Source organism: Tardiphaga sp. OK246 (assembly GCF_900188215.1).
Lineage (GTDB): Bacteria > Pseudomonadota > Alphaproteobacteria > Rhizobiales > Xanthobacteraceae > Tardiphaga > Tardiphaga robiniae.
The window spans coordinates 176472-193271 of the sequence record NZ_FZOX01000004.1 but is presented as its reverse complement, the minus strand read 5'-3'; the positions used below and the strand labels follow the sequence as shown (position 1 = coordinate 193271).

At 62.3% G+C, this 16800-nt stretch carries 17 protein-coding genes; 6 read left to right on the top strand and 11 right to left on the bottom strand.

What is annotated here, in order from left to right; genetic code table 11:
• Positions 1-118: 118 nt before the first annotated feature.
• Positions 119-2308: a L,D-transpeptidase family protein gene (locus CHC01_RS19265; RefSeq protein WP_089265878.1), complete on the top strand. Its 2190-nt coding sequence runs from the start codon at positions 119-121 to the stop codon at positions 2306-2308.
• Positions 2309-2593: 285 nt separating this feature from the next.
• Positions 2594-4267: a peptidoglycan L,D-endopeptidase MepK gene (locus CHC01_RS19260; RefSeq protein WP_089265877.1), complete on the top strand. Its 1674-nt coding sequence runs from the start codon at positions 2594-2596 to the stop codon at positions 4265-4267.
• Between the two features lie 172 nt (positions 4268-4439).
• Here CHC01_RS19260 and CHC01_RS19255 read toward each other — a convergent pair whose 3' ends face one another.
• Positions 4440-4715, bottom strand: a complete 276-nt coding sequence (locus CHC01_RS19255; RefSeq protein WP_068728829.1) for a DUF2312 domain-containing protein — start codon at positions 4713-4715, stop codon at positions 4440-4442.
• A gap of 187 nt (positions 4716-4902) precedes the next feature.
• A complete protein-coding gene (locus tag CHC01_RS19250; RefSeq protein WP_089265876.1) occupies positions 4903-5205 on the bottom strand; it encodes a DUF1244 domain-containing protein in 303 nt (100 codons plus the stop codon).
• Positions 5206-5382: 177 nt separating this feature from the next.
• On the opposite strand from CHC01_RS19250, the gene CHC01_RS19245 reads away from it, so the two are divergent.
• Positions 5383-5991, top strand: a complete 609-nt coding sequence (locus CHC01_RS19245) for a DUF1036 domain-containing protein (protein WP_089265875.1) — start codon at positions 5383-5385, stop codon at positions 5989-5991.
• On the top strand, positions 5988-7421 hold the full coding sequence (pyk, locus tag CHC01_RS19240) for a pyruvate kinase (RefSeq protein ID WP_089265874.1): 1434 nt from the start codon (positions 5988-5990) through the stop codon (positions 7419-7421). Before CHC01_RS19245 ends, pyk begins: the two co-directional genes overlap by 4 nt.
• 58 nt (positions 7422-7479) lie before the next feature.
• On the opposite strand, the gene CHC01_RS19235 is transcribed toward pyk, so the two are convergent.
• The 3 genes from CHC01_RS19235 to CHC01_RS19225 form a co-directional block, all read right to left on the bottom strand.
• Entirely contained in the window at positions 7480-7908 is a 429-nt protein-coding gene (locus CHC01_RS19235; RefSeq protein ID WP_089265873.1) for an OsmC family protein, read from the bottom strand.
• Positions 7909-7950: 42 nt separating this feature from the next.
• Positions 7951-8913: an alpha/beta fold hydrolase gene (locus CHC01_RS19230; protein ID WP_089265872.1), complete on the bottom strand. Its 963-nt coding sequence runs from the start codon at positions 8911-8913 to the stop codon at positions 7951-7953.
• A gap of 74 nt (positions 8914-8987) precedes the next feature.
• Positions 8988-9710 carry a DUF3750 domain-containing protein gene (locus tag CHC01_RS19225; protein WP_176454642.1) on the bottom strand — a complete coding sequence of 241 codons (723 nt, stop codon included), beginning with the start codon at positions 9708-9710 and terminating at the stop codon, positions 8988-8990.
• 201 nt (positions 9711-9911) lie between these two features.
• Between CHC01_RS19225 and CHC01_RS19220 the strand changes: the two genes are divergently transcribed.
• The gene (locus CHC01_RS19220) at positions 9912-10094 is read left to right on the top strand and encodes a hypothetical protein (RefSeq protein ID WP_068728843.1); all 183 of its coding nucleotides are present in this window, start codon (positions 9912-9914) and stop codon (positions 10092-10094) included.
• A gap of 146 nt (positions 10095-10240) precedes the next feature.
• On the opposite strand, the gene CHC01_RS19215 is transcribed toward CHC01_RS19220, so the two are convergent.
• From CHC01_RS19215 to CHC01_RS19190, 6 genes are all read right to left on the bottom strand, one after another.
• Positions 10241-12547, bottom strand: coding sequence for a mechanosensitive ion channel domain-containing protein (locus CHC01_RS19215; RefSeq protein WP_502695672.1), 2307 nt, complete (start codon positions 12545-12547; stop codon positions 10241-10243).
• A gap of 227 nt (positions 12548-12774) precedes the next feature.
• Positions 12775-13419 carry a tetratricopeptide repeat protein gene (locus CHC01_RS19210; protein WP_089265870.1) on the bottom strand — a complete coding sequence of 215 codons (645 nt, stop codon included), beginning with the start codon at positions 13417-13419 and terminating at the stop codon, positions 12775-12777.
• A 101-nt stretch (positions 13420-13520) separates the two neighbouring features.
• Positions 13521-13646, bottom strand: a complete 126-nt coding sequence (gene ykgO, locus CHC01_RS19205; protein ID WP_055038661.1) for a type B 50S ribosomal protein L36 — start codon at positions 13644-13646, stop codon at positions 13521-13523.
• Positions 13647-13884: 238 nt separating this feature from the next.
• Positions 13885-14856, bottom strand: coding sequence for a Bug family tripartite tricarboxylate transporter substrate binding protein (locus CHC01_RS19200; protein WP_089265869.1), 972 nt, complete (start codon positions 14854-14856; stop codon positions 13885-13887).
• Between the two features lie 63 nt (positions 14857-14919).
• Positions 14920-15360 (bottom strand): MaoC family dehydratase, encoded by a 441-nt coding sequence (locus CHC01_RS19195; RefSeq protein WP_089265868.1) that lies wholly within the window; start codon positions 15358-15360, stop codon positions 14920-14922.
• Between the two features lie 20 nt (positions 15361-15380).
• Positions 15381-15857: a MaoC family dehydratase gene (locus CHC01_RS19190; RefSeq protein ID WP_089265867.1), complete on the bottom strand. Its 477-nt coding sequence runs from the start codon at positions 15855-15857 to the stop codon at positions 15381-15383.
• A 106-nt stretch (positions 15858-15963) separates the two neighbouring features.
• On the opposite strand from CHC01_RS19190, the gene CHC01_RS19185 reads away from it, so the two are divergent.
• Positions 15964-16734: an IclR family transcriptional regulator domain-containing protein gene (locus CHC01_RS19185; protein WP_089265866.1), complete on the top strand. Its 771-nt coding sequence runs from the start codon at positions 15964-15966 to the stop codon at positions 16732-16734.
• Positions 16735-16800: the final 66 nt, after the last annotated feature.

The following is a 16800-nucleotide window of genomic DNA, read 5'->3' as shown; positions in this document are numbered from 1 at the left end:
CAGGAAGCGCTCTGAATCGGAGCGAGCAGGCAAAACAGCGCGACTGCTTCAACCGAAGCTGATGATGTCAGACTAGAACTGTTCCATGCCGGAACAGCTCACCTAACGAGGTGCGAGAATGCGAGACTATTCCAAGGGCCGCTCGGGATTCGACCGCGTGCTGATGGCCGTGGCCGCGACATTCCTGACGGTTTCCGCTGGCGCCGCAGCTGCTGCCCAGAGCGCAGCGCCCCGCGACAGTGTCTCCGAACTCGCCATCGATGCGGCGGTGCCGCGCCCGGAACCCGCCAACGTAGCCCCGCCGACCGCCGCCGACTTCAAGGCTGATGTACCGAAGGCCGAGACCACCGCGTCCGTGCCGGACGCGACCCGGACGTCCGAGAAGACCATCGGCTCGACCTCGACCGATACGCCAAAGGCAACCGAGGCCGCGCAAGCGCCTGCGGATGTGAAGCCCAGCGAGGCTGTAACCGCGCCCGCCGCTGCGACACCGCCGGCTGCGACTGCTGTAGCACCTCCTGCGCCCGCAGCTGAGCCGCCGAAGGATGTCGTCAAGGACATCGCCAAGCCCGCGACCACCGTTGCGTCCAGCGATCAGCCCGTCGCCGAGAAACTGCGCGATATGTTCGTCGCCAAGTCCACGCGCTATTTCGACCGTAAGGGCGAGCGCGCCGCGGTCGAGAAGTTCTACACCGCACGTGACTTCGCACCGATCTGGACCCAGGGCGGCGCAACGACTCCTGCCGCCAAGGGCGTCATTGCGCGCCTCAAGGACGCCGCTTCTGACGGCCTCGACGCCGCCGACTATCCGGTGCCGGATTTCACCACGGCGAATACGCCCGATGCGCTCGCCGAGGCGGAGCTGAAGCTCACCGCCAGCATGCTCGACTATGCCCGCCAGGCACAGAGCGGCCGCATGCACTGGTCGCAGGTGACTGGCGACATCATGTATCCGGAGCATCCGACCGACCCGGCGGAAGTTCTCGCCAATATCTCGACGGCGAAGAACGCTTCGGCAGCCCTCGACGCCTACAACCCGCCGCACAAGGGCTATCAGGAGCTGAAGAAGAAGCTCGCTGAACTGCGCGGCGAAACCGCAACGCCGGTACAGCCGATCGGCGAAGGCCCGGCTCTGCGTTTCGCCAAGGCCACGAAGAAAAATCCGAACCCGACCGTGATGGACGACCCGCGCGTGCCGTTGCTGCGCGCGCGCCTCAATGTCGAGACTCCGGCCGAGACCAAATACGACGCTGCCGTCGCCGAAGCCGTTCGCAAGTATCAGGCCAGCAACGATCTGAAGGCCACCGGCGTACTGGACGAGGCGACCGTGCGCGCGATGAATTCGCCGAAGCGCGACCGCCACATCGATACGGTGCTGGTCAACATGGAGCGTTGGCGCTGGCTGCCACGCCAGCTCGGCGCGTCCCCAGTCGGCAATGCCTATGTGATGCTGAACATCCCGGACTATACGCTGAAAGTGATGCAGAACGGCGCGCAGGTCTGGACCACACGCGTCGTCGTCGGCAAGCCGGGCAATCACGCTACGCCGCTGATGACCGAAACGATGAAGTACATCACGGTCAACCCGACCTGGAACGTGCCGCCGTCGATCATCTACAACGAATACCTGCCCGCTCTGCAGCAGGACCCGACGGTGCTTGACCGCATGGGCCTGAAGCTGACGCGCAATTCCGACGGCAGCATCCACATTGCGCAGCCCCCCGGTGAAGCCAACGCGCTGGGCCGCATCCGCTTCAACTTCCCGAACAAGTTCCTAGTCTATCAGCACGATACACCGGACAAGAACCTGTTCGGCCGCGACGAGCGCGCCTTCAGCCACGGCTGCATGCGCGTGCAGAATCCGGATCAATACGCCGCGACGCTGCTGAACATCACGATGCCGAACGAGCACTACACGCCGGAGAAGGTTCGCGGCATGTATGGCCGCAGCGAGATCGATCTGAAATTCCCGACGCCGATCCCGGTGAACATCACTTACCAGACCGCCTTCGTCGATGACGCTGGCAAGCTGCAGCTGCGCAAGGATATCTACGGACGCGACGCGCAGATGATGCAGTTGCTCCGCGGCGGCAAGAACAAGGATCTGGAACAGGTCGTTGCCCGGGCCCAGCCGAGCTATTCGCGCCCGCGCGCGGATATCCCGCAAGGCGTGGCCTTCAACGACAACGGCTCGCGCATGGCCAGCAATGGCGGCCTGTCCTTCTTCGAGCGCCTGTTCGGCGGCGGTCCCCCGGCACCTCAACCGGTGGTACCCGGCCAGAAGCCGCGCCGCACGGTAACTCGCTAAACTGCGACGTCGGCGCTAATATTCTGAAGACTTATCAAGGGCTTCACCTTCCGGTGGAGCCCTTTTTACGTTTCGCCCTTTATCCAGATTAACCATCGTCCATCTGGAACCCGGCAGCGGGCTATTTTTCGCCATACTCAATGGGTTAAGTTTAATGGCTGGCTGAAAAGCCCGCTTGGGGGGATGGGTTGTAAATCTCGGTTAACCCTCCCGTTTTAAGAGTACGTTCACTCTCTGTCGCCGCATGGGGTAGCGAGAGAGTTGTCGACTTGGGTGGGTTCATACGTGCTGAGCGGTTTCGCACGCAAAACGAGATTGCGAACATCGCGCGCTGGCTTTCATGCCGGCCTCGCGTCAGTTCTGCTGATGGCAGGCGCCAGCTCCGTCCATAATGCCACCGCTCTCGACGAAACCCGCACCCTCTCGTTCCACCACACCCATTCAGGCGAAGACCTCACCGTCACGTTCAAGCGCAACGGCCGCTACGACGACGACGCGATGAAGAAGATCAACTACTTCCTCCGCGACTGGCGCAGCCAGGACCAGACCAACATGGATCGTCGCCTGTTCGACATCCTCTGGGAGGTCTACCGCGACGTCGACGGCAAGGCGCCGATCCAGATTATCTCCGCCTATCGCTCTCCCACCACCAACGCCATGCTCCGCCGCCGCTCGTCCGGCGTCGCTCGCGCCAGCCAGCATATGCTCGGCCACGCGATGGACTTCTTCATTCCCGGCGTGGCGCTGGAAAAGATCCGCTTTGCCGGCCTGCGCCTGCAGCGCGGCGGCGTCGGCTTCTATCCGACCTCCGGCTCGCCTTTCGTGCATCTCGACACTGGCAGCATCCGTCACTGGCCGCGCATGACGCATGACCAACTGGCGCGCGTCTTCCCCGACGGCCGCACCGTGCATCTCCCCACCGACGGCCGTCCATTGGCTGGCTATCAGCTGGCGATGGCTGAGATCGAGAAGCGCGGCGATGGCGACAGTGCAGCTTTTGCCAAGAGCAAGCCGGGCCTGTTCGCCTCGCTGTTCCGTGGTGGCAAGTCGAATGACGACGAAGACGAGAGCGCAGCAGCCGCGATCGCACCCGCCAAGCCGTCGCCTGTGGGCATGATGGCCGCCGCGATGCCTGCGAAACCGGTCGATACGAAGCAGGCCGAAACGAAGTTGGCTGAAACGAAGCTGGCTGAGGCGAAGTCTTCGGACCCCATTCCGATGCCGCGCTCCAAGCCGGCCGCAGCAGCAACCTATCAGCTCGCATCGGCCGACACCGAGACCGTTCCGGTACCGCGCCCGAAGGCACCGATTCCGGCGCCCGCAGCCAAGACCGACAACCGGCCGCAGACGCCGGCCGATATTATCAATGCCCGCGGCTTCTGGGATGATATGCCGGCGCCGAAACAGGCCACGCCGCAGCAGGTCGCCGCGATCACCGCACGGCAGGCCTTGGCCAATGTGGTCGATCCGCAGCCGGCCGCCACCGAGTCCAGCTTCGCCAAGGCGATGGCCTATGCGCCGCCGGCTAACTCCCCGGTCGATCGCGCCAATGTCGTTGCCGCGAGCGCGCCGATCCCACGTAGCATGCGTCCGGCCTCCGTGGCCAAGAACCCGATGGCGGTGAATAACATCACGACCGTCGTCGCGAAGGGCGCTCAAGGCCAGAACAGCACCGTCACCGTAGCGACCCGCCTGACCGCAGCAGTCATTCCCGACAACCATGTCTGGATGCGCGCAATGATCCTCGCGCCGAGCGCCACCACGTCGATGTCAGCCTCAGTGATGGGCGACGGCGACATGACCATCCTGCGCGCGCACTTCGTCAAGCCGCAGGCGGTGGTGGCAATGACTTTCTCGGATGATCCGCAGCTCGGTCTGGTCTGCGAGCGCTTCACCGGCTCGGCAACAGCCTCGCTTGCGACGACAGCTTTTGTGATGCGCACGGCGTCGCTGCGTTAAGCGCGCCAATTTCTCAGACTACAATGGTGTCATGGCCGGGCTTGACCCGGCCATCCATCGCTATTTTTGTGGCTAGATGGATACGCGGGTCGTTTAGCGCGAAGACGCGCTTCGCGCTTTTGCCCGCGTATGACACCTGAGTGTTTGGCTGAGTATTGGCGCGCTAAGCGCCTTACAGCATTCCCAAGGCCTGCAGATAGGTCTCGAGGATCGTCTCCTGCTCGGCGCGCTCGTTGGCGTCCTGCTTGCGCATGCGGATGATGGTGCGCAGCGCCTTCACGTCGTAGCCGTTGCCTTTGGCTTCGCCATAGACGTCCTTGATGTCGTCAGAGATCGTCTTCTTTTCTTCTTCAAGGCGCTCGATACGCTCGACGATAGCCTTGAGCTGATCCTTGGCGAAAGAATGTGTCGCCTGATCGTCCAGCACGGACGCAGCAGAGGTGGCCATCGAAAACTCCTGGTGAACTGATGTTGCTTTAAGCGGATATGGGGTGGGTTTAGTGCGCAGCGTTATGCGCGCATTAATCTTAAGGAAATGACACTCAAGACCACGGCACCTCGCGTCAAGGCGCCTTCGCGGTCATCCACAGCGCCCCCACAGCTTTGATTTCATGCCTCAAAAAGACGAGAAATCGTCAGTGCCCGCTGTGCACTTTCTTCATGGCCTCAATTTGTTCGGGTTTGGCCTCGGCCTGATGCAGCGATTTCCAGGTCTCGTAAGGCATGCCGTAAATCGCTTCGCGGCTCTCATCCTTGGTCATCGCCACGCCCTTGGCGTCGGCAGCGTCTTTCAGCCAGTTTGACAGGCAGTTCCGACAGAAGCCGGCCAGATTCATCAGGTCGATATTCTGCACATCGGTGCGACCGCGCAAATGGTCTACCAGCCGGCGAAAGGCGGCGGCCTCGAGTTCGGTCTGGATCTTGTCGTCAATCGCCATGAATGGTCTCGCTGTTGCACCCGATACCGGCCTGTCGTCTTCGTGTAACATGGGCGCTGTCACAGATTTTGCCATATCACAACGCAAACCGCCTGGCGGGACAGAATTGGTTCCGCGACCGTTGACAGGCCCGCCGGGTCAAGCGAAATCGTCAACGAATTGAGATAGCTTCGCCGCATGACCGCAAGAGATTCCCATTCCCGCCCCTTTCGACGCGTCCCCCTCGCCGGCCTGTTGCCGGTGCTGGCGCTGGCCCTGTCGTGCCTGTGGACGAGCCCCGCGGCGGCTGATTTCCGGCTGTGCAACAACACCTCGAGCCGGGTCGGGATCGCGCTGGGCTACAAGGATGCCGAAGGCTGGACCACCGAGGGCTGGTGGAATGTCTCGTCGCGAGCCTGCGAGACCTTGCTGCGCGGAACCCTGGTTGCGCGGTATTATTATATCTACGCACTCGACTACGACCGGGGTGGTGAGTGGTCGGGTCAGGCCTTCATGTGCTCCCGCGACAAGGAATTCACCATCAAGGGCACCGAAAACTGCCTCGCACGCGGCTTTGACCGGACCGGCTTCTTCGAGGTCGACACCGGCGAACAGCGCGCCTGGACGGTGCAACTGACCGAGACCAACGAACAACCGCCGAAGCTGCCGGGCATTCCGGGGCCGACCGGACCGCCTCCGGGCGCACCCGGCGCGGGCTTCCCCGGTCTGCCCAACACGCCAGGTGGCGCGCCCCCGGGCGGGTCAACGACCCTGCCGCCATCAGTACCGCCGGGAGGCAAACAATGAGACGCCAACGCCGCATCAAGATTCTGGCCACGCTCGGCCCCGCCTCCTCGGACAGCGCGATGATCCGCAAGCTGTTCGAGGCTGGTGCCGACGTGTTCCGCATCAATATGAGCCACACGCCGCATGACAAGATGCGCGAGCTGGTGAAGACCATCCGCAATGTCGAGAGCAGCTACGGCCGCCCGATCGGCATTCTGGTCGATCTGCAGGGCCCGAAGCTGCGCGTCGGCGCCTTTGCCGAAGGCGGTGTGCAGCTCAAGAACGGCGAGAGCTTCGTGCTGGATTCCGATCCTGCCCCCGGCGACGCCACCCGCGTGCACCTGCCACATCCGGAAATTCTCGCTGCACTTCGCCCGGGCCATGCGCTGCTGATCGACGACGGCAAGCTGCGGCTGATTGCCGAGGAGACATCGAACGACCGCGCGGTGACGCGCGTGGTGGTCGGCGGCCGCATCTCCGACCGCAAGGGCGTCAGCCTGCCCGATACCGACCTGCCGGTGTCGGCCATGACGCCGAAGGACCGCCTGGATCTGGAAGCCGCACTCGAGACCGGCATCGACTGGATAGCCCTGTCCTTCGTGCAGCGCGCCGAGGACGTGCATGAAGCCAAGCGGCTGGTGCGCGGCCGCGCATCCATCATGTCGAAGATCGAGAAGCCGCAGGCGATCGACCGTCTCGATTCCATTCTGGAAGCGTCCGACGCGCTGATGGTGGCGCGCGGCGATCTCGGCGTCGAACTGCCGCTGGAACGGGTACCAAGTCTACAAAAGCGCATGACGCGCATGGCGCGCCGCGCCGGCAAACCCGTCGTCGTCGCCACGCAGATGCTGGAGTCGATGATCCAGAGCCCGGTACCGACCCGCGCCGAAGTCTCCGACGTCGCGACGGCCATCTATGAAGGCGCAGATGCCGTTATGCTGTCGGCCGAATCCGCCGCCGGCAAATTCCCGGTCGAAGCCGTCTCGACGATGAACCGCATCGGCGAGGAAGTAGAGCGCGATCCGACCTATCGCACCGTACTGATGGCCCAGCGCCCCGAACCCGAGCCGACCGTCGGTGACGCCATTGCGGACGCGGCACGACAGATCGCAGAAACGCTGGACCTGTCTGCGATCATTTGCTGGACCAGCTCAGGATCCACCGCCGTCCGCGTCGCCCGTGAACGGCCGAAGCCGCCGGTGGTAGCGATCACGCCGAACCTCGCCGCCGGTCGCAAGCTATCGGTCGTGTGGGGCGTACACTGCGTGGTGGCGGAGGATGCGAAGGACCTTGACGACATGGTCGATCGCGCCGGACGCATCGCCTTTCGTGACGGCTTCGCCAAGGCCGGCCAGCGGGTCATCATTGTCGCTGGCGTACCGCTCGGCACACCAGGTGCGACCAACATGGTTCGCATCGCTTATGTCGGGCCAAACGACGCGGATATGTAGTTCACGGATACAACCTCTCCCCGCGATGGCGGGAGAGATTGTATCCGCCGCCTGAGGCTTAACCCACCAGCGTCGCGCCGAGCGTGATTTCTGCGTTCAGCACCTTCGACACCGGGCAGCCGGCCTTTGCCATGGCGGTGAGTTCGTCGAACTTCGCCTTGTCGGCGCCGGGAATGGAGGCCGAGAGCGTGAGGTGCACTTTGGTAATGGCGAAGCCGTCACCCTGCTTCTCCAGCGTCACGTCGGCCTTCGTCTCCATATTGTCAGCCTTGAAACCGGCTTCGCCGAGGATCAGAGACAGCGCCATTGTGAAGCAGGCGGCATGGGCGGCGCCGATCAGCTCTTCAGGATTGGAGCCCGGCTTGCCTTCGAAGCGGCTGGCGAAACCGTAGGGATAGTCGGCGAGCGCGCCGCTCTTGGTGGAAATCGATCCCTTGCCGTCCTTGATGCCACCTTGCCATTTGGCCGAACCGAAAGTCGTGGTCATGCAATTCTCCTCAATTTGGTTTGAAGTCGATCGAACGGGAGGTTAGCGCAAGGCGGCCTTCGGTTTTGTGTCAGCGGCCGAGATCATGCCCTCGATCTCCCCCATGATAAGATCAGGCGCAGCGTTTTGCACCATATGACCAACGTTCGGCAGCACGATTAGTTTGGCGCCCGGCACGGTTTTCGCGAAATGACGCGAATGAATCTCCGGCGATACGATGGTGTCGGCAGAGCCTGCGATCACGACGGTCGGAGCTTTGATATCGGCATAGCGCGATGCCTGCGCCATGACGGCAGATTTCAACGTTACCAGATCCCAGGCATTGGCGAGGAAGTTGCGCGGCCGCAGTACAAGTTGCGTCGCGGTCTGCGCGATATAGCCTTCCGGCATCGGCTGCGGCGCAAACACTGCGCGTCCGCCCATATCCGTCAGGAAATAGCCAAGCGGCAGCGTAATCGTATAGGCCAGCAGCTTGCCAATGGCCGGAGTGGCGACGACCTCGTTATAGATGCCAACGCCACCGGGCCAGGGATGAGTGACACCCGCCAGCATGACCAGTCCTGCGAAACGCTGCGGATAGTCCAGCGCCATCAGCGCGCCGAGTGCGCCGGCAAGCGAATGCACCACAACGATCGCCTGATCGACGCCGAGTTTTTCAAGCGCTTCGTCGATCATCCTCGCCTGCATCGCCGGAGAAGAGTTCGACAAATCGTCACGCGTGCTCCAGCCAAAGCCGGGACGGTCGATCAGGATAACGCGGTGTTTTTCTGCCAGCATATTGCCGAGCGGCAGCCGCATGGTTTCCATATTCGACGTGGCGCCATGGATGAGGACAATCGGCGGGCCTGATGCATCGCGTGGTCCGATCTGCACCACATGCAGACGGCCGCTCGTGACGTCGACAAACTCACCCGTTGGCGGATATTTACGCTCGAATACCAGCACGCCGACCTGCGTGGCCACGGCCAGCACGCATAGCACCGCCACCACAGTGACTGATATCATCGCCGATATCCGGGAAATTTTGTGCACGATCCAGCTACGCGGCGGTACCCTGTGGGTTTCGCGCCGCGCGCCATTTACGCGCTGACGCCAAGACGACCAATGCCCGGCAGTTTGATCGCGGGCCGGCGGATGTCGAGGCCGAATACGGCACCGAGCAGATTGAGCTCGACCCCTTCGACCCAGCCTGCGGTGACACCGAGATAGCCGCCCAGCGTGGCGCGCACGCCGGTCCCGGAGGGTGTCCAGCCAAAGGCATTGCCGGCATAGGGAAAATCCTTGCCGATGGCGGTGGGCGGCAATGCCACCCGCAATTCCGGCACGGCGGCCAGAACGGCCGCGACGAATGTGTTGGAGTTCGGCCCGGGCCAGGCCCGATAGTCGCCATAGGCGCGCCAGGAGTAACTCGCGATGGCCGCCTGGATTTTCGGGATCATGGCGGTGGCGGCATCGCCGTCGGCGGAGGCGATAGCGGTCGGCACGTCGCCGAACCAGCGGCCGTCTGCGGCAAATCCATTCAGGCGAATGGGCTCGCCCCACGCCGTATAATCGTAGCGGGTGTAGCGCGACGCGCCCTTCTCCTTGAAGACGATCCAGCTATGGACCGCAAAGATACCGCGCCAACGCACGGTCCGCGCCGCGAAGACGCGCACCAGCGCCTCGGGATGCGCGGCGGGCGGTGGCAACAGGCCGGCGCTGGAACGATCCGCGCTCTGCCAATCGACCGAGCGATCACCCATCCAGTATCTGGCTGCCGACACAACGATGGGAACGACGAGAAGCGCGAGCAGCACAATCACAAATTTTCTCACTGAGGAAAGGCCCGTGGCGGGAAACAATGTTGTGGATATGGGGGGCGTTTGGCGGCTTTGCCACGGTGATCGCGACGAGCGGCCTGCAAGGACTGTCCACGCTATCCACAGGAACGCATTCGTTCCCGCCCGGTTATCGCCACGATCAGGCGGCGGACTGACGCCATGATCTGAACCGGAGATAGTTCCATGACGGCCCGCCCAACCGATGCTGTGATCGACGAAATCATTTCTACCTGCAATGGCGACTTGCGCGGCGCGCTCAAGGCTTTGCTGATGGTCAACGAGCAACTGGAAGCGGAATTGCAGCAACTCTATGCCGCTTCACCCCAGTTCGGTGCTATCCGGCCCGGCAATAACGTCCTGCACTAGATCGACCAACGCGCCTATTCTGGTTCGTTCTTGTCTTCCGGCTCGTCCATCTGCCAGAGAGGCCGCGTGGCCAGATGGCGAATATGGCTGCCATTGCGCCGCACGTAGCCGCAACTTTGCTCAATCCGGAGCTGCAGCGACAATCACTAGCCGGCGCGGCGCTGCGCTGACTTGCTCTGCTCGATATCTGCGTCATTGTCCTCTGCAGCTTCAGTGGTCGGCGGAGGCAACTGCATCAGGACGGTCTGTCCGGGTGACGCGATCTCGATACCTTCTTCCTGGAAGCAGATTTTCATGCGGCGATTGAATTCGCGCTGCACCGCCCAGCGGCCGGAATCGGTACACCGGATCTGCCCGACGATCGTCGCCATCGAACCATCGACCTTGTCAACGCCCCACAATTCGAGATCGCTGCGGATCAGCGGCTTGAAAGCTGCCTCATTGCGCATCTGCTCGACGATGTCCTTCAGCAACTGGCCGGCGCGGTCGGTATCTTCCTTGTAAGCGACGCTGACGCTGACGGCCGCGTTGCCTGCACCGCGGCTGGCATTGGTGATGGTGGTCACCGCGCTGAAGGGAATGATATGAACCGAACCATCGCCGGCACGCAGCCGGATGGTACGGATCGAGACGTTCTCGACGACACCCGACAGACCCGACACCGTAACGTTATCTCCAACCTGCACGGTGCTTTCCAGCAGCAGAAACAAGCCGGTAATCACGTCCTGCACCAGCTTCTGCGAACCGAAGCCGATAGCGATACCGAGGATGCCGGCACCAGCGAGCAGCGGCGCAACATTGACACCGATCTCGCTCAGCGCGGTGAGCGCAACCACCGCGATGATTACGCCGAGCAATGTCGTACGCAGCATCGGCTGGAACGTGCGCAGACGGGCCGCGCGGGCGAAATGAGCATCGCGCGTCAGCGCCGCGAGCTGACGCTCCATCAGCGCATTGCTACCTTCCCACACAACCGCAGCGACAATGGCAGCGATGCCGACGGTGATGACAGCCGAGACGACCCGACTGCCGATCTGGCCACCATAGAACCAGACAATGGCATTGACGCCCCACACTTCCAGCAAGGCAACGAGGCCGATCACCGCGATGATCGTTGCGACGACCTTGCGCAACAGTGGCAGATAACGATTGGCACGCGTCTCAAGACCCGGAAAGCGCTGCAGGATTTCCGGTTTGATGCGGAAACCGCGATCAATGAGGCTCAGCGCAATCATCGAGACGAGCCGGGCCACCAGCGCGACAATGACCGTGCCGACGATGTATCGCAGCAGCAATGAATAACCGTTCTGGATATTGAGCGCCCAGATGGTCCAAGCCGCCATCACGACGACGATCGCCAGCACATGCCAGAGACTGGCGAGGCGATTGCGCATCGCGCTCAGGAAGCCCGTAGCGCCGATCGGCGCGCGGAGTGCATCGGCAACGGGCTTCCGGCACTGCAGGACGATGACGACAACAAACAGATGCACGACCAGCATCACGAGCTTGATCAGCGCGAAATGCGCCGAGCGATAGAGACCCATCATCAGGGCAACATTGGCGATTGCGATGCCGGTGGCGCCGACGCCGACGATGCGACGCGTCCAGATTTCGAGATAGGCTGCGGTCTCCTCCTTCACCCTGAACAGAGCGAGCGGCCCGAACAACGCGCGCATCGCACAGATGATGGCGCGCGCCACCACATAGCTGTTTACGATCGCAAGGATCGCGAGGCGCGTGATCCCGGCATCGCCGATCTGGGTGCCGAGCAGCAGCGATACTGTGCCGGTAAAGACGAAAATCGGAAACAATTCGAGGAGAAGACGCCCGACCACATAGGGAAGCCGCAGCAGCGATTGCCACGCCCGGGTCAGGCTGCGCCGCCGTTTGTTGAGATCCGGCGCCTCGGTGAAGTCGGCCGTGGACGACTGTGGATCGGCACGTTCGATGAGCGAGGACGGCGCACGGGCGACGAAAGGAATGCGCGCCTCGAGCACTGCCTGCGGCTTGCGCAGCAGCCAGACCATGAGCCATTCCGCTGCCAGCGCACCGCCGAATACGACAACAAGCTTCCAGGCGATGTCGAACAGGAGATGATAGGTGGCGGGATCGTTGGCGCTGCGCTGCAGCCAGTACCATAGGGCCGGAAAGCGCGTGACCGATTGCACGGCTGTCGAGACCTCGCGCGTAATATCGCCGAGCTGATCGGAAATCGTCACCAGCAATTGCGCGCCAAGACTGTCGGCGTCGAGCGGAATGGCAGGCTTCTTCTCCGGCGATGCGGGTGTCGCCGCGGCGATCGCGCGCAGCGTATGGATCATCTCCTTGCGCTTGACGTCGTCCTGCAATGTGTCGAGCGCAGCCTTGGCCTGATCGGGGGACAGCGTCGAAACTGCAGGCGCCGGCGGCGCATCGGCTTTCTGCGCCAGTGCAGGGCTGGTCACAGCAGCCATCGGTGCGGCCATCAACACACATAGCAAAGCGAATAGCGGAAATGACTTCGGCGCCAAAAGGTGTCCCTTCCTGTGGCTCGGAAAACGCCCTTTTCGCCCGTTTCCTGTGTCAGAAGTTTGATTCCCCGGCGACGATGTCTTGTTTTTCCATCGCGGGCAGCAGGGATGCATCAAAGCAGGGCGATGTTCCCGCGATGTCCCGCGAGCGCCCCGACCTTCAAGGAATTTCAGATATCGCGGCCTTCGACCTTTTCGGTCAGGGTCTTGACCAGCTCCGGCACCTTTTCGAGATGCGGATTGACCGCAAGCGCCTTGCGGAACGCATCAAGCGCACGCTTGTCGTCGCCCAGCTCCTGCATGATCATGCCGAGCCCTGCCAGAGCACCGAAATGCCGGGGTTCGCGTATCAGCACTTGCTCGATATCCTGCAGCGACCGGGTGTAATCGTTCTGCAGGTAATACAGCGTCGCGCGCCGATTCCAGCCCTCGACGTAATCGGGGCGCAACTTCACCACCGCGCTCAACAACTGCAGCGACAGATCGACCTGCTTGGCGTCCAGTGCCGTCTTGGCGCGGGTCATCAACAGCGCGGTCGTGTCGCTCGTGGTCTGCGACCACAGGGCCCAGATCCGGCCTTCGACGTGTTTGGCACTGGCTTCGTCCGGCGCCGCTTTCAGCGCACCAAACAGGAAATCAAGGCCGCGCGTCTTGTCGGCGTTGACCTTCGGCAGTTTGGCGGGTGGCTCGGGAATTTTCTTCGGCGCATCCGGGGTCACGATCTGCGGATCTTTGACCTGCGCGTAGACGGGTGCTGCGCCCAGAAATGCGCTCAGCAGAATTCCAAAACCTGCGGCCGGGATTCTCAATGCCATGCCACAAGTCTAGACACGAAAAAACGCGCTGCAAAGCAGCAGCGCGTCAAACACCTGTGATGTCGTGAGGCCAGCCGGCAAAATGCCGGCCGCTCAGCAACTCAACCCTGGCGAGCCTTGAAACGGCGCTGGGTCTTGTTGATCACGTAGACGCGGCCCTTGCGGCGGACCAGGCGGTTGTCGCGGTGACGACCACGCAGCGATTTCAACGAGTTACGGACTTTCATCGGTCAATCCTGATAGCTTGCGATACTGACGTCAAAGGCCGTGCGCAGCAGGCCGAAATCAGCGAAAATGAGCTTGAACCCGCTGGCGACCAAGTCGCCCGGGACCCGCGGTTTCTAAGCCATCGGGCGCCGGACTGTCAATCCGATCCAGGCATCTGGCGACCATCGGATCGATATTTGCAGGTATTTTGGTGGCGTGAGGGTCCGGGAATAGTCACCGGACCCTCACCCGTGCGGGTCACTCTTGCGGAACATTCGCGGTTTTCACCACTGCGCCCCACTTCTTGATCTCCGAATCGACGAAAGCCGTGAATTCAGCTCCCGTCAGCTTGCCCGGCTCGACGCCCTGGGTGGCGAATTTCTCGCGGGTCGCGGGTGCCGCCAGGATCTCCTTCATGGCCGCGACCAGCTTCGTATAGGCCGGGCTGCCATTGGCCTGCGGCATATACATGCCGAACCAGGCGGTCGCCTCGAACCCCTTTATGCCGGCCTCATCAAGGGTCGGGGCATTGGGGAGCGAGGCCGCTCGGGTGAGACTGGTGACCGCGAGCACACGGATGTTGCCCGCCTCGGCAGCAGGCAAAACGGTCGGCAACGTATCGAACATGATCGGAATATGGCCGCCGATCAGGTCGTTCATCGCCGGCGCGGCGCCCTTGTAAGGGATGTGCTCGATATTGATTCCAGCCATCTGCTTGAACAATTCACCCGACAGATGATTGGCACCGCCGACGCCGGCCGATCCGAAAGACAGCTTGCCGGGCTGCTTCTTCGCCAGCTCGATCAACTCGGCAACCGACTTCGCCGGAAAGTCCCTGGTCACAACAAGCGCATTTGGCGCCGTCGCGATCAGGGCGATCGGCGAGAAGTCCTTCTGTGTCTCGTAAGGCAGACTCTTGCGTAGACTCGGATTGATCACGTGATGCGTGGCCGTGACCAACAACACGCTGCCATCGGCGGGCGACTTCACGACAACTTCTGAACCGATCGTGCCCGATGCGCCCGGCCGGTTCTCGACGATCGTGGTGACGCCGAGCTTCTCGCCCAGATATTGCGCAACAAACCGTGCGAGGATGTCCGTCGTGCCCCCCGCTGGAAACGGCACGATGATCTTGATCTGACTGACTGGAAAATTCTGCGCCAGCGCGCCCGACAACATGACAAAAGTCATCGCCAGACACGACAGGGCGAGCCTCGTGAGCTTCTTCATTTCGATCCCTTGCCTGTTCTTGTTCGGCGTGCGGACTATGCCGCACACCGTTGCATCGAGCCACTAGGCTGTCAGCGGAAATTCAACCATCGCCTCGCCAACAGCGACCTTCTCGTCGTTCTGGTTCTTCACCAGCACGTCGATCAGCACCCAGCGCGACTTCTCGGTGGTCTGCTTGGCCTTGATGATGCCAACCGGCTGGATCGTGTCGCCGGGCTTCACCGGCTTGACCCATCGCGTTTCGAGACGGCGATGGATTGCACCCGCAGGATAGGCCCAGTCGGTCAGCATGCGGGTAATCAGCCCGAAATTATTCATGCCATGCATGATGATGCCGCCGAAATTGGTCTTGCCGAACGAGCTCTTCATGTAGTTGTCGTCGAGATGCAGCGGATTGTAGTCGAGCGATCCGTCGCAGAAGAGCCGGATCGACTCGCGCGACACTGCGAAGCTCGGACCGTCGATGGTGTCGCCGGTGGAGAGTTTGTCAAAGCTGGTTGTCATGGTTGATCTCCTTGCCACGCTCACATCGGGCGAATGGTCTGGCCGCGGCCAGAACAGATGACGTCGCCGCGCTGGTTGAAGAACACGTTGTCGTGGACCACGAACAGCCGCTCGCGCTTGATGAACTTGTCGAGCGCGCGGGCCTGCAGGGTGATGGTGTCTCCGGGCCGTGCCGGGACGTTGTAGCTCCAGGACTGGCCGGCATTGACGGTGCCAGGTGTGCGCATCCAGTCGTCAGCCGGCGTGCAGGAGAACATCAGCAGAATGTGGATCGATGGCGGCGCGATCAGACCGCCATAGGGCGACGCCTTCGCGTAAGCCTCGTCGAAATACAATGGGTGGTTCTCGCCGACCGAGCGGCAATAAAGCTGGATCGCCTCCCTCGTCAGGACATAAGGCAGCGTCTTGCGTGGCTCGCCCGGGACGATCTCGTCCCAGACCTTGCGCAGGTTCGCGTCCTTCCAGAAATCGGTTTCAAAAACTTCCGCTTGCGCCATAGCGCCTTCTCCACTAGTGTTCACCAGGCGAACTTTATGGCCGCCTTACGAACAACTATAGGCGCGGTTTCCCGGGACTGACAAGTCCGAACCGGTAGGATGGTGCATGGCCAAAGACAGTGACGGTTTCGTTCGGGCGATCGCCCGTGGTTTTGCGGCCGTCGAAGCGCTGGGTCGCCCACCGGGTCGGCACACGCTCTCGGAAGTCGCCGCGATCGCGGGCCTCAGCCGCGCGACGGCGCGCCGGATGCTGGCGACGCTGATCGTGATGAAATATTGCGAAGCCGATGGTCGCTATTTCAGCCTACGCCCGCGGGCGCTGGGGCTTGGCCTTTCCTACCTCAATGCACTGCCTTACTGGGGCTACGCGCAACGCGCTTTGGAAGACCTGCGCAACGAAATCGGTGAATCCTGCTCGCTGGCAGTGCTGGACGAGACCGAGATCGTCTATGCGCTGCGATTGCCGGCGCAGCGCATTCTCTCGGCCAATCTCGCCGTCGGCAGCCGCCTGCCCGCCCATGTGGTGTCGCTCGGCCGGGTCCTGCTGGCGGCCCTCCCACCGGACCAGCGTGCGCACTATCTCGCCACCACCGAATTCAAACATATCACCCCACGCACCATCACCGATCCCGTACTGCTGGAACGCGAGCTCGAACGCGTCGAGGCCAAAGGCTATGGCTGGGTCGATGGTGAACTCGACCCAGCCATCTGCGGCATCGCCGTCCCCGTCCGCGACCACGGCGGCCGGGTCGTCGCGGCGATCAGCGTGAATGCCATCTCGGGCACAATGGACGAGGCGACGGCAAAGGAGAAATACCTGATCCCGCTCCGCCGCACCGCGCAGGATATCCGGACACAGTCCTTCTCCACCGGCTAAGGTCAGCAGCGTTCCGCGCCTTTCATTCAGCAGGCCGGTTTGCTAGAGCAACCGCCAACGATAATG

What these genes read in the sequence shown, in the direction of transcription:
- CHC01_RS19210 (WP_089265870.1), bottom strand. Translation starts at nt 13,419, where the DNA reads ATGGCATTGAGAATCCCGGCCGCAGGTTTTGGAATTCTGCTGAGCGCA.
- CHC01_RS19250 (WP_089265876.1), bottom strand. Translation starts at nt 5,205, where the DNA reads ATGGCGATTGACGACAAGATCCAGACCGAACTCGAGGCCGCCGCCTTT.
- CHC01_RS19195 (WP_089265868.1), bottom strand. Translation starts at nt 15,360, where the DNA reads ATGACAACCAGCTTTGACAAACTCTCCACCGGCGACACCATCGACGGT.
- CHC01_RS19185 (WP_089265866.1), top strand. Translation starts at nt 15,964, where the DNA reads ATGGCCAAAGACAGTGACGGTTTCGTTCGGGCGATCGCCCGTGGTTTT.
- CHC01_RS19255 (WP_068728829.1), bottom strand. Translation starts at nt 4,715, where the DNA reads ATGGCCACCTCTGCTGCGTCCGTGCTGGACGATCAGGCGACACATTCT.
- ykgO (WP_055038661.1), bottom strand. Translation starts at nt 13,646, where the DNA reads ATGAAAGTCCGTAACTCGTTGAAATCGCTGCGTGGTCGTCACCGCGAC.
- pyk (WP_089265874.1), top strand. Translation starts at nt 5,988, where the DNA reads ATGAGACGCCAACGCCGCATCAAGATTCTGGCCACGCTCGGCCCCGCC.
- CHC01_RS19245 (WP_089265875.1), top strand. Translation starts at nt 5,383, where the DNA reads ATGACCGCAAGAGATTCCCATTCCCGCCCCTTTCGACGCGTCCCCCTC.
- CHC01_RS19190 (WP_089265867.1), bottom strand. Translation starts at nt 15,857, where the DNA reads ATGGCGCAAGCGGAAGTTTTTGAAACCGATTTCTGGAAGGACGCGAAC.
- CHC01_RS19265 (WP_089265878.1), top strand. Translation starts at nt 119, where the DNA reads ATGCGAGACTATTCCAAGGGCCGCTCGGGATTCGACCGCGTGCTGATG.
- CHC01_RS19220 (WP_068728843.1), top strand. Translation starts at nt 9,912, where the DNA reads ATGACGGCCCGCCCAACCGATGCTGTGATCGACGAAATCATTTCTACC.
- CHC01_RS19215 (WP_502695672.1), bottom strand. Translation starts at nt 12,547, where the DNA reads ATGGCTGCTGTGACCAGCCCTGCACTGGCGCAGAAAGCCGATGCGCCG.
- CHC01_RS19230 (WP_089265872.1), bottom strand. Translation starts at nt 8,913, where the DNA reads ATGATATCAGTCACTGTGGTGGCGGTGCTATGCGTGCTGGCCGTGGCC.
- CHC01_RS19200 (WP_089265869.1), bottom strand. Translation starts at nt 14,856, where the DNA reads ATGAAGAAGCTCACGAGGCTCGCCCTGTCGTGTCTGGCGATGACTTTT.
- CHC01_RS19235 (WP_089265873.1), bottom strand. Translation starts at nt 7,908, where the DNA reads ATGACCACGACTTTCGGTTCGGCCAAATGGCAAGGTGGCATCAAGGAC.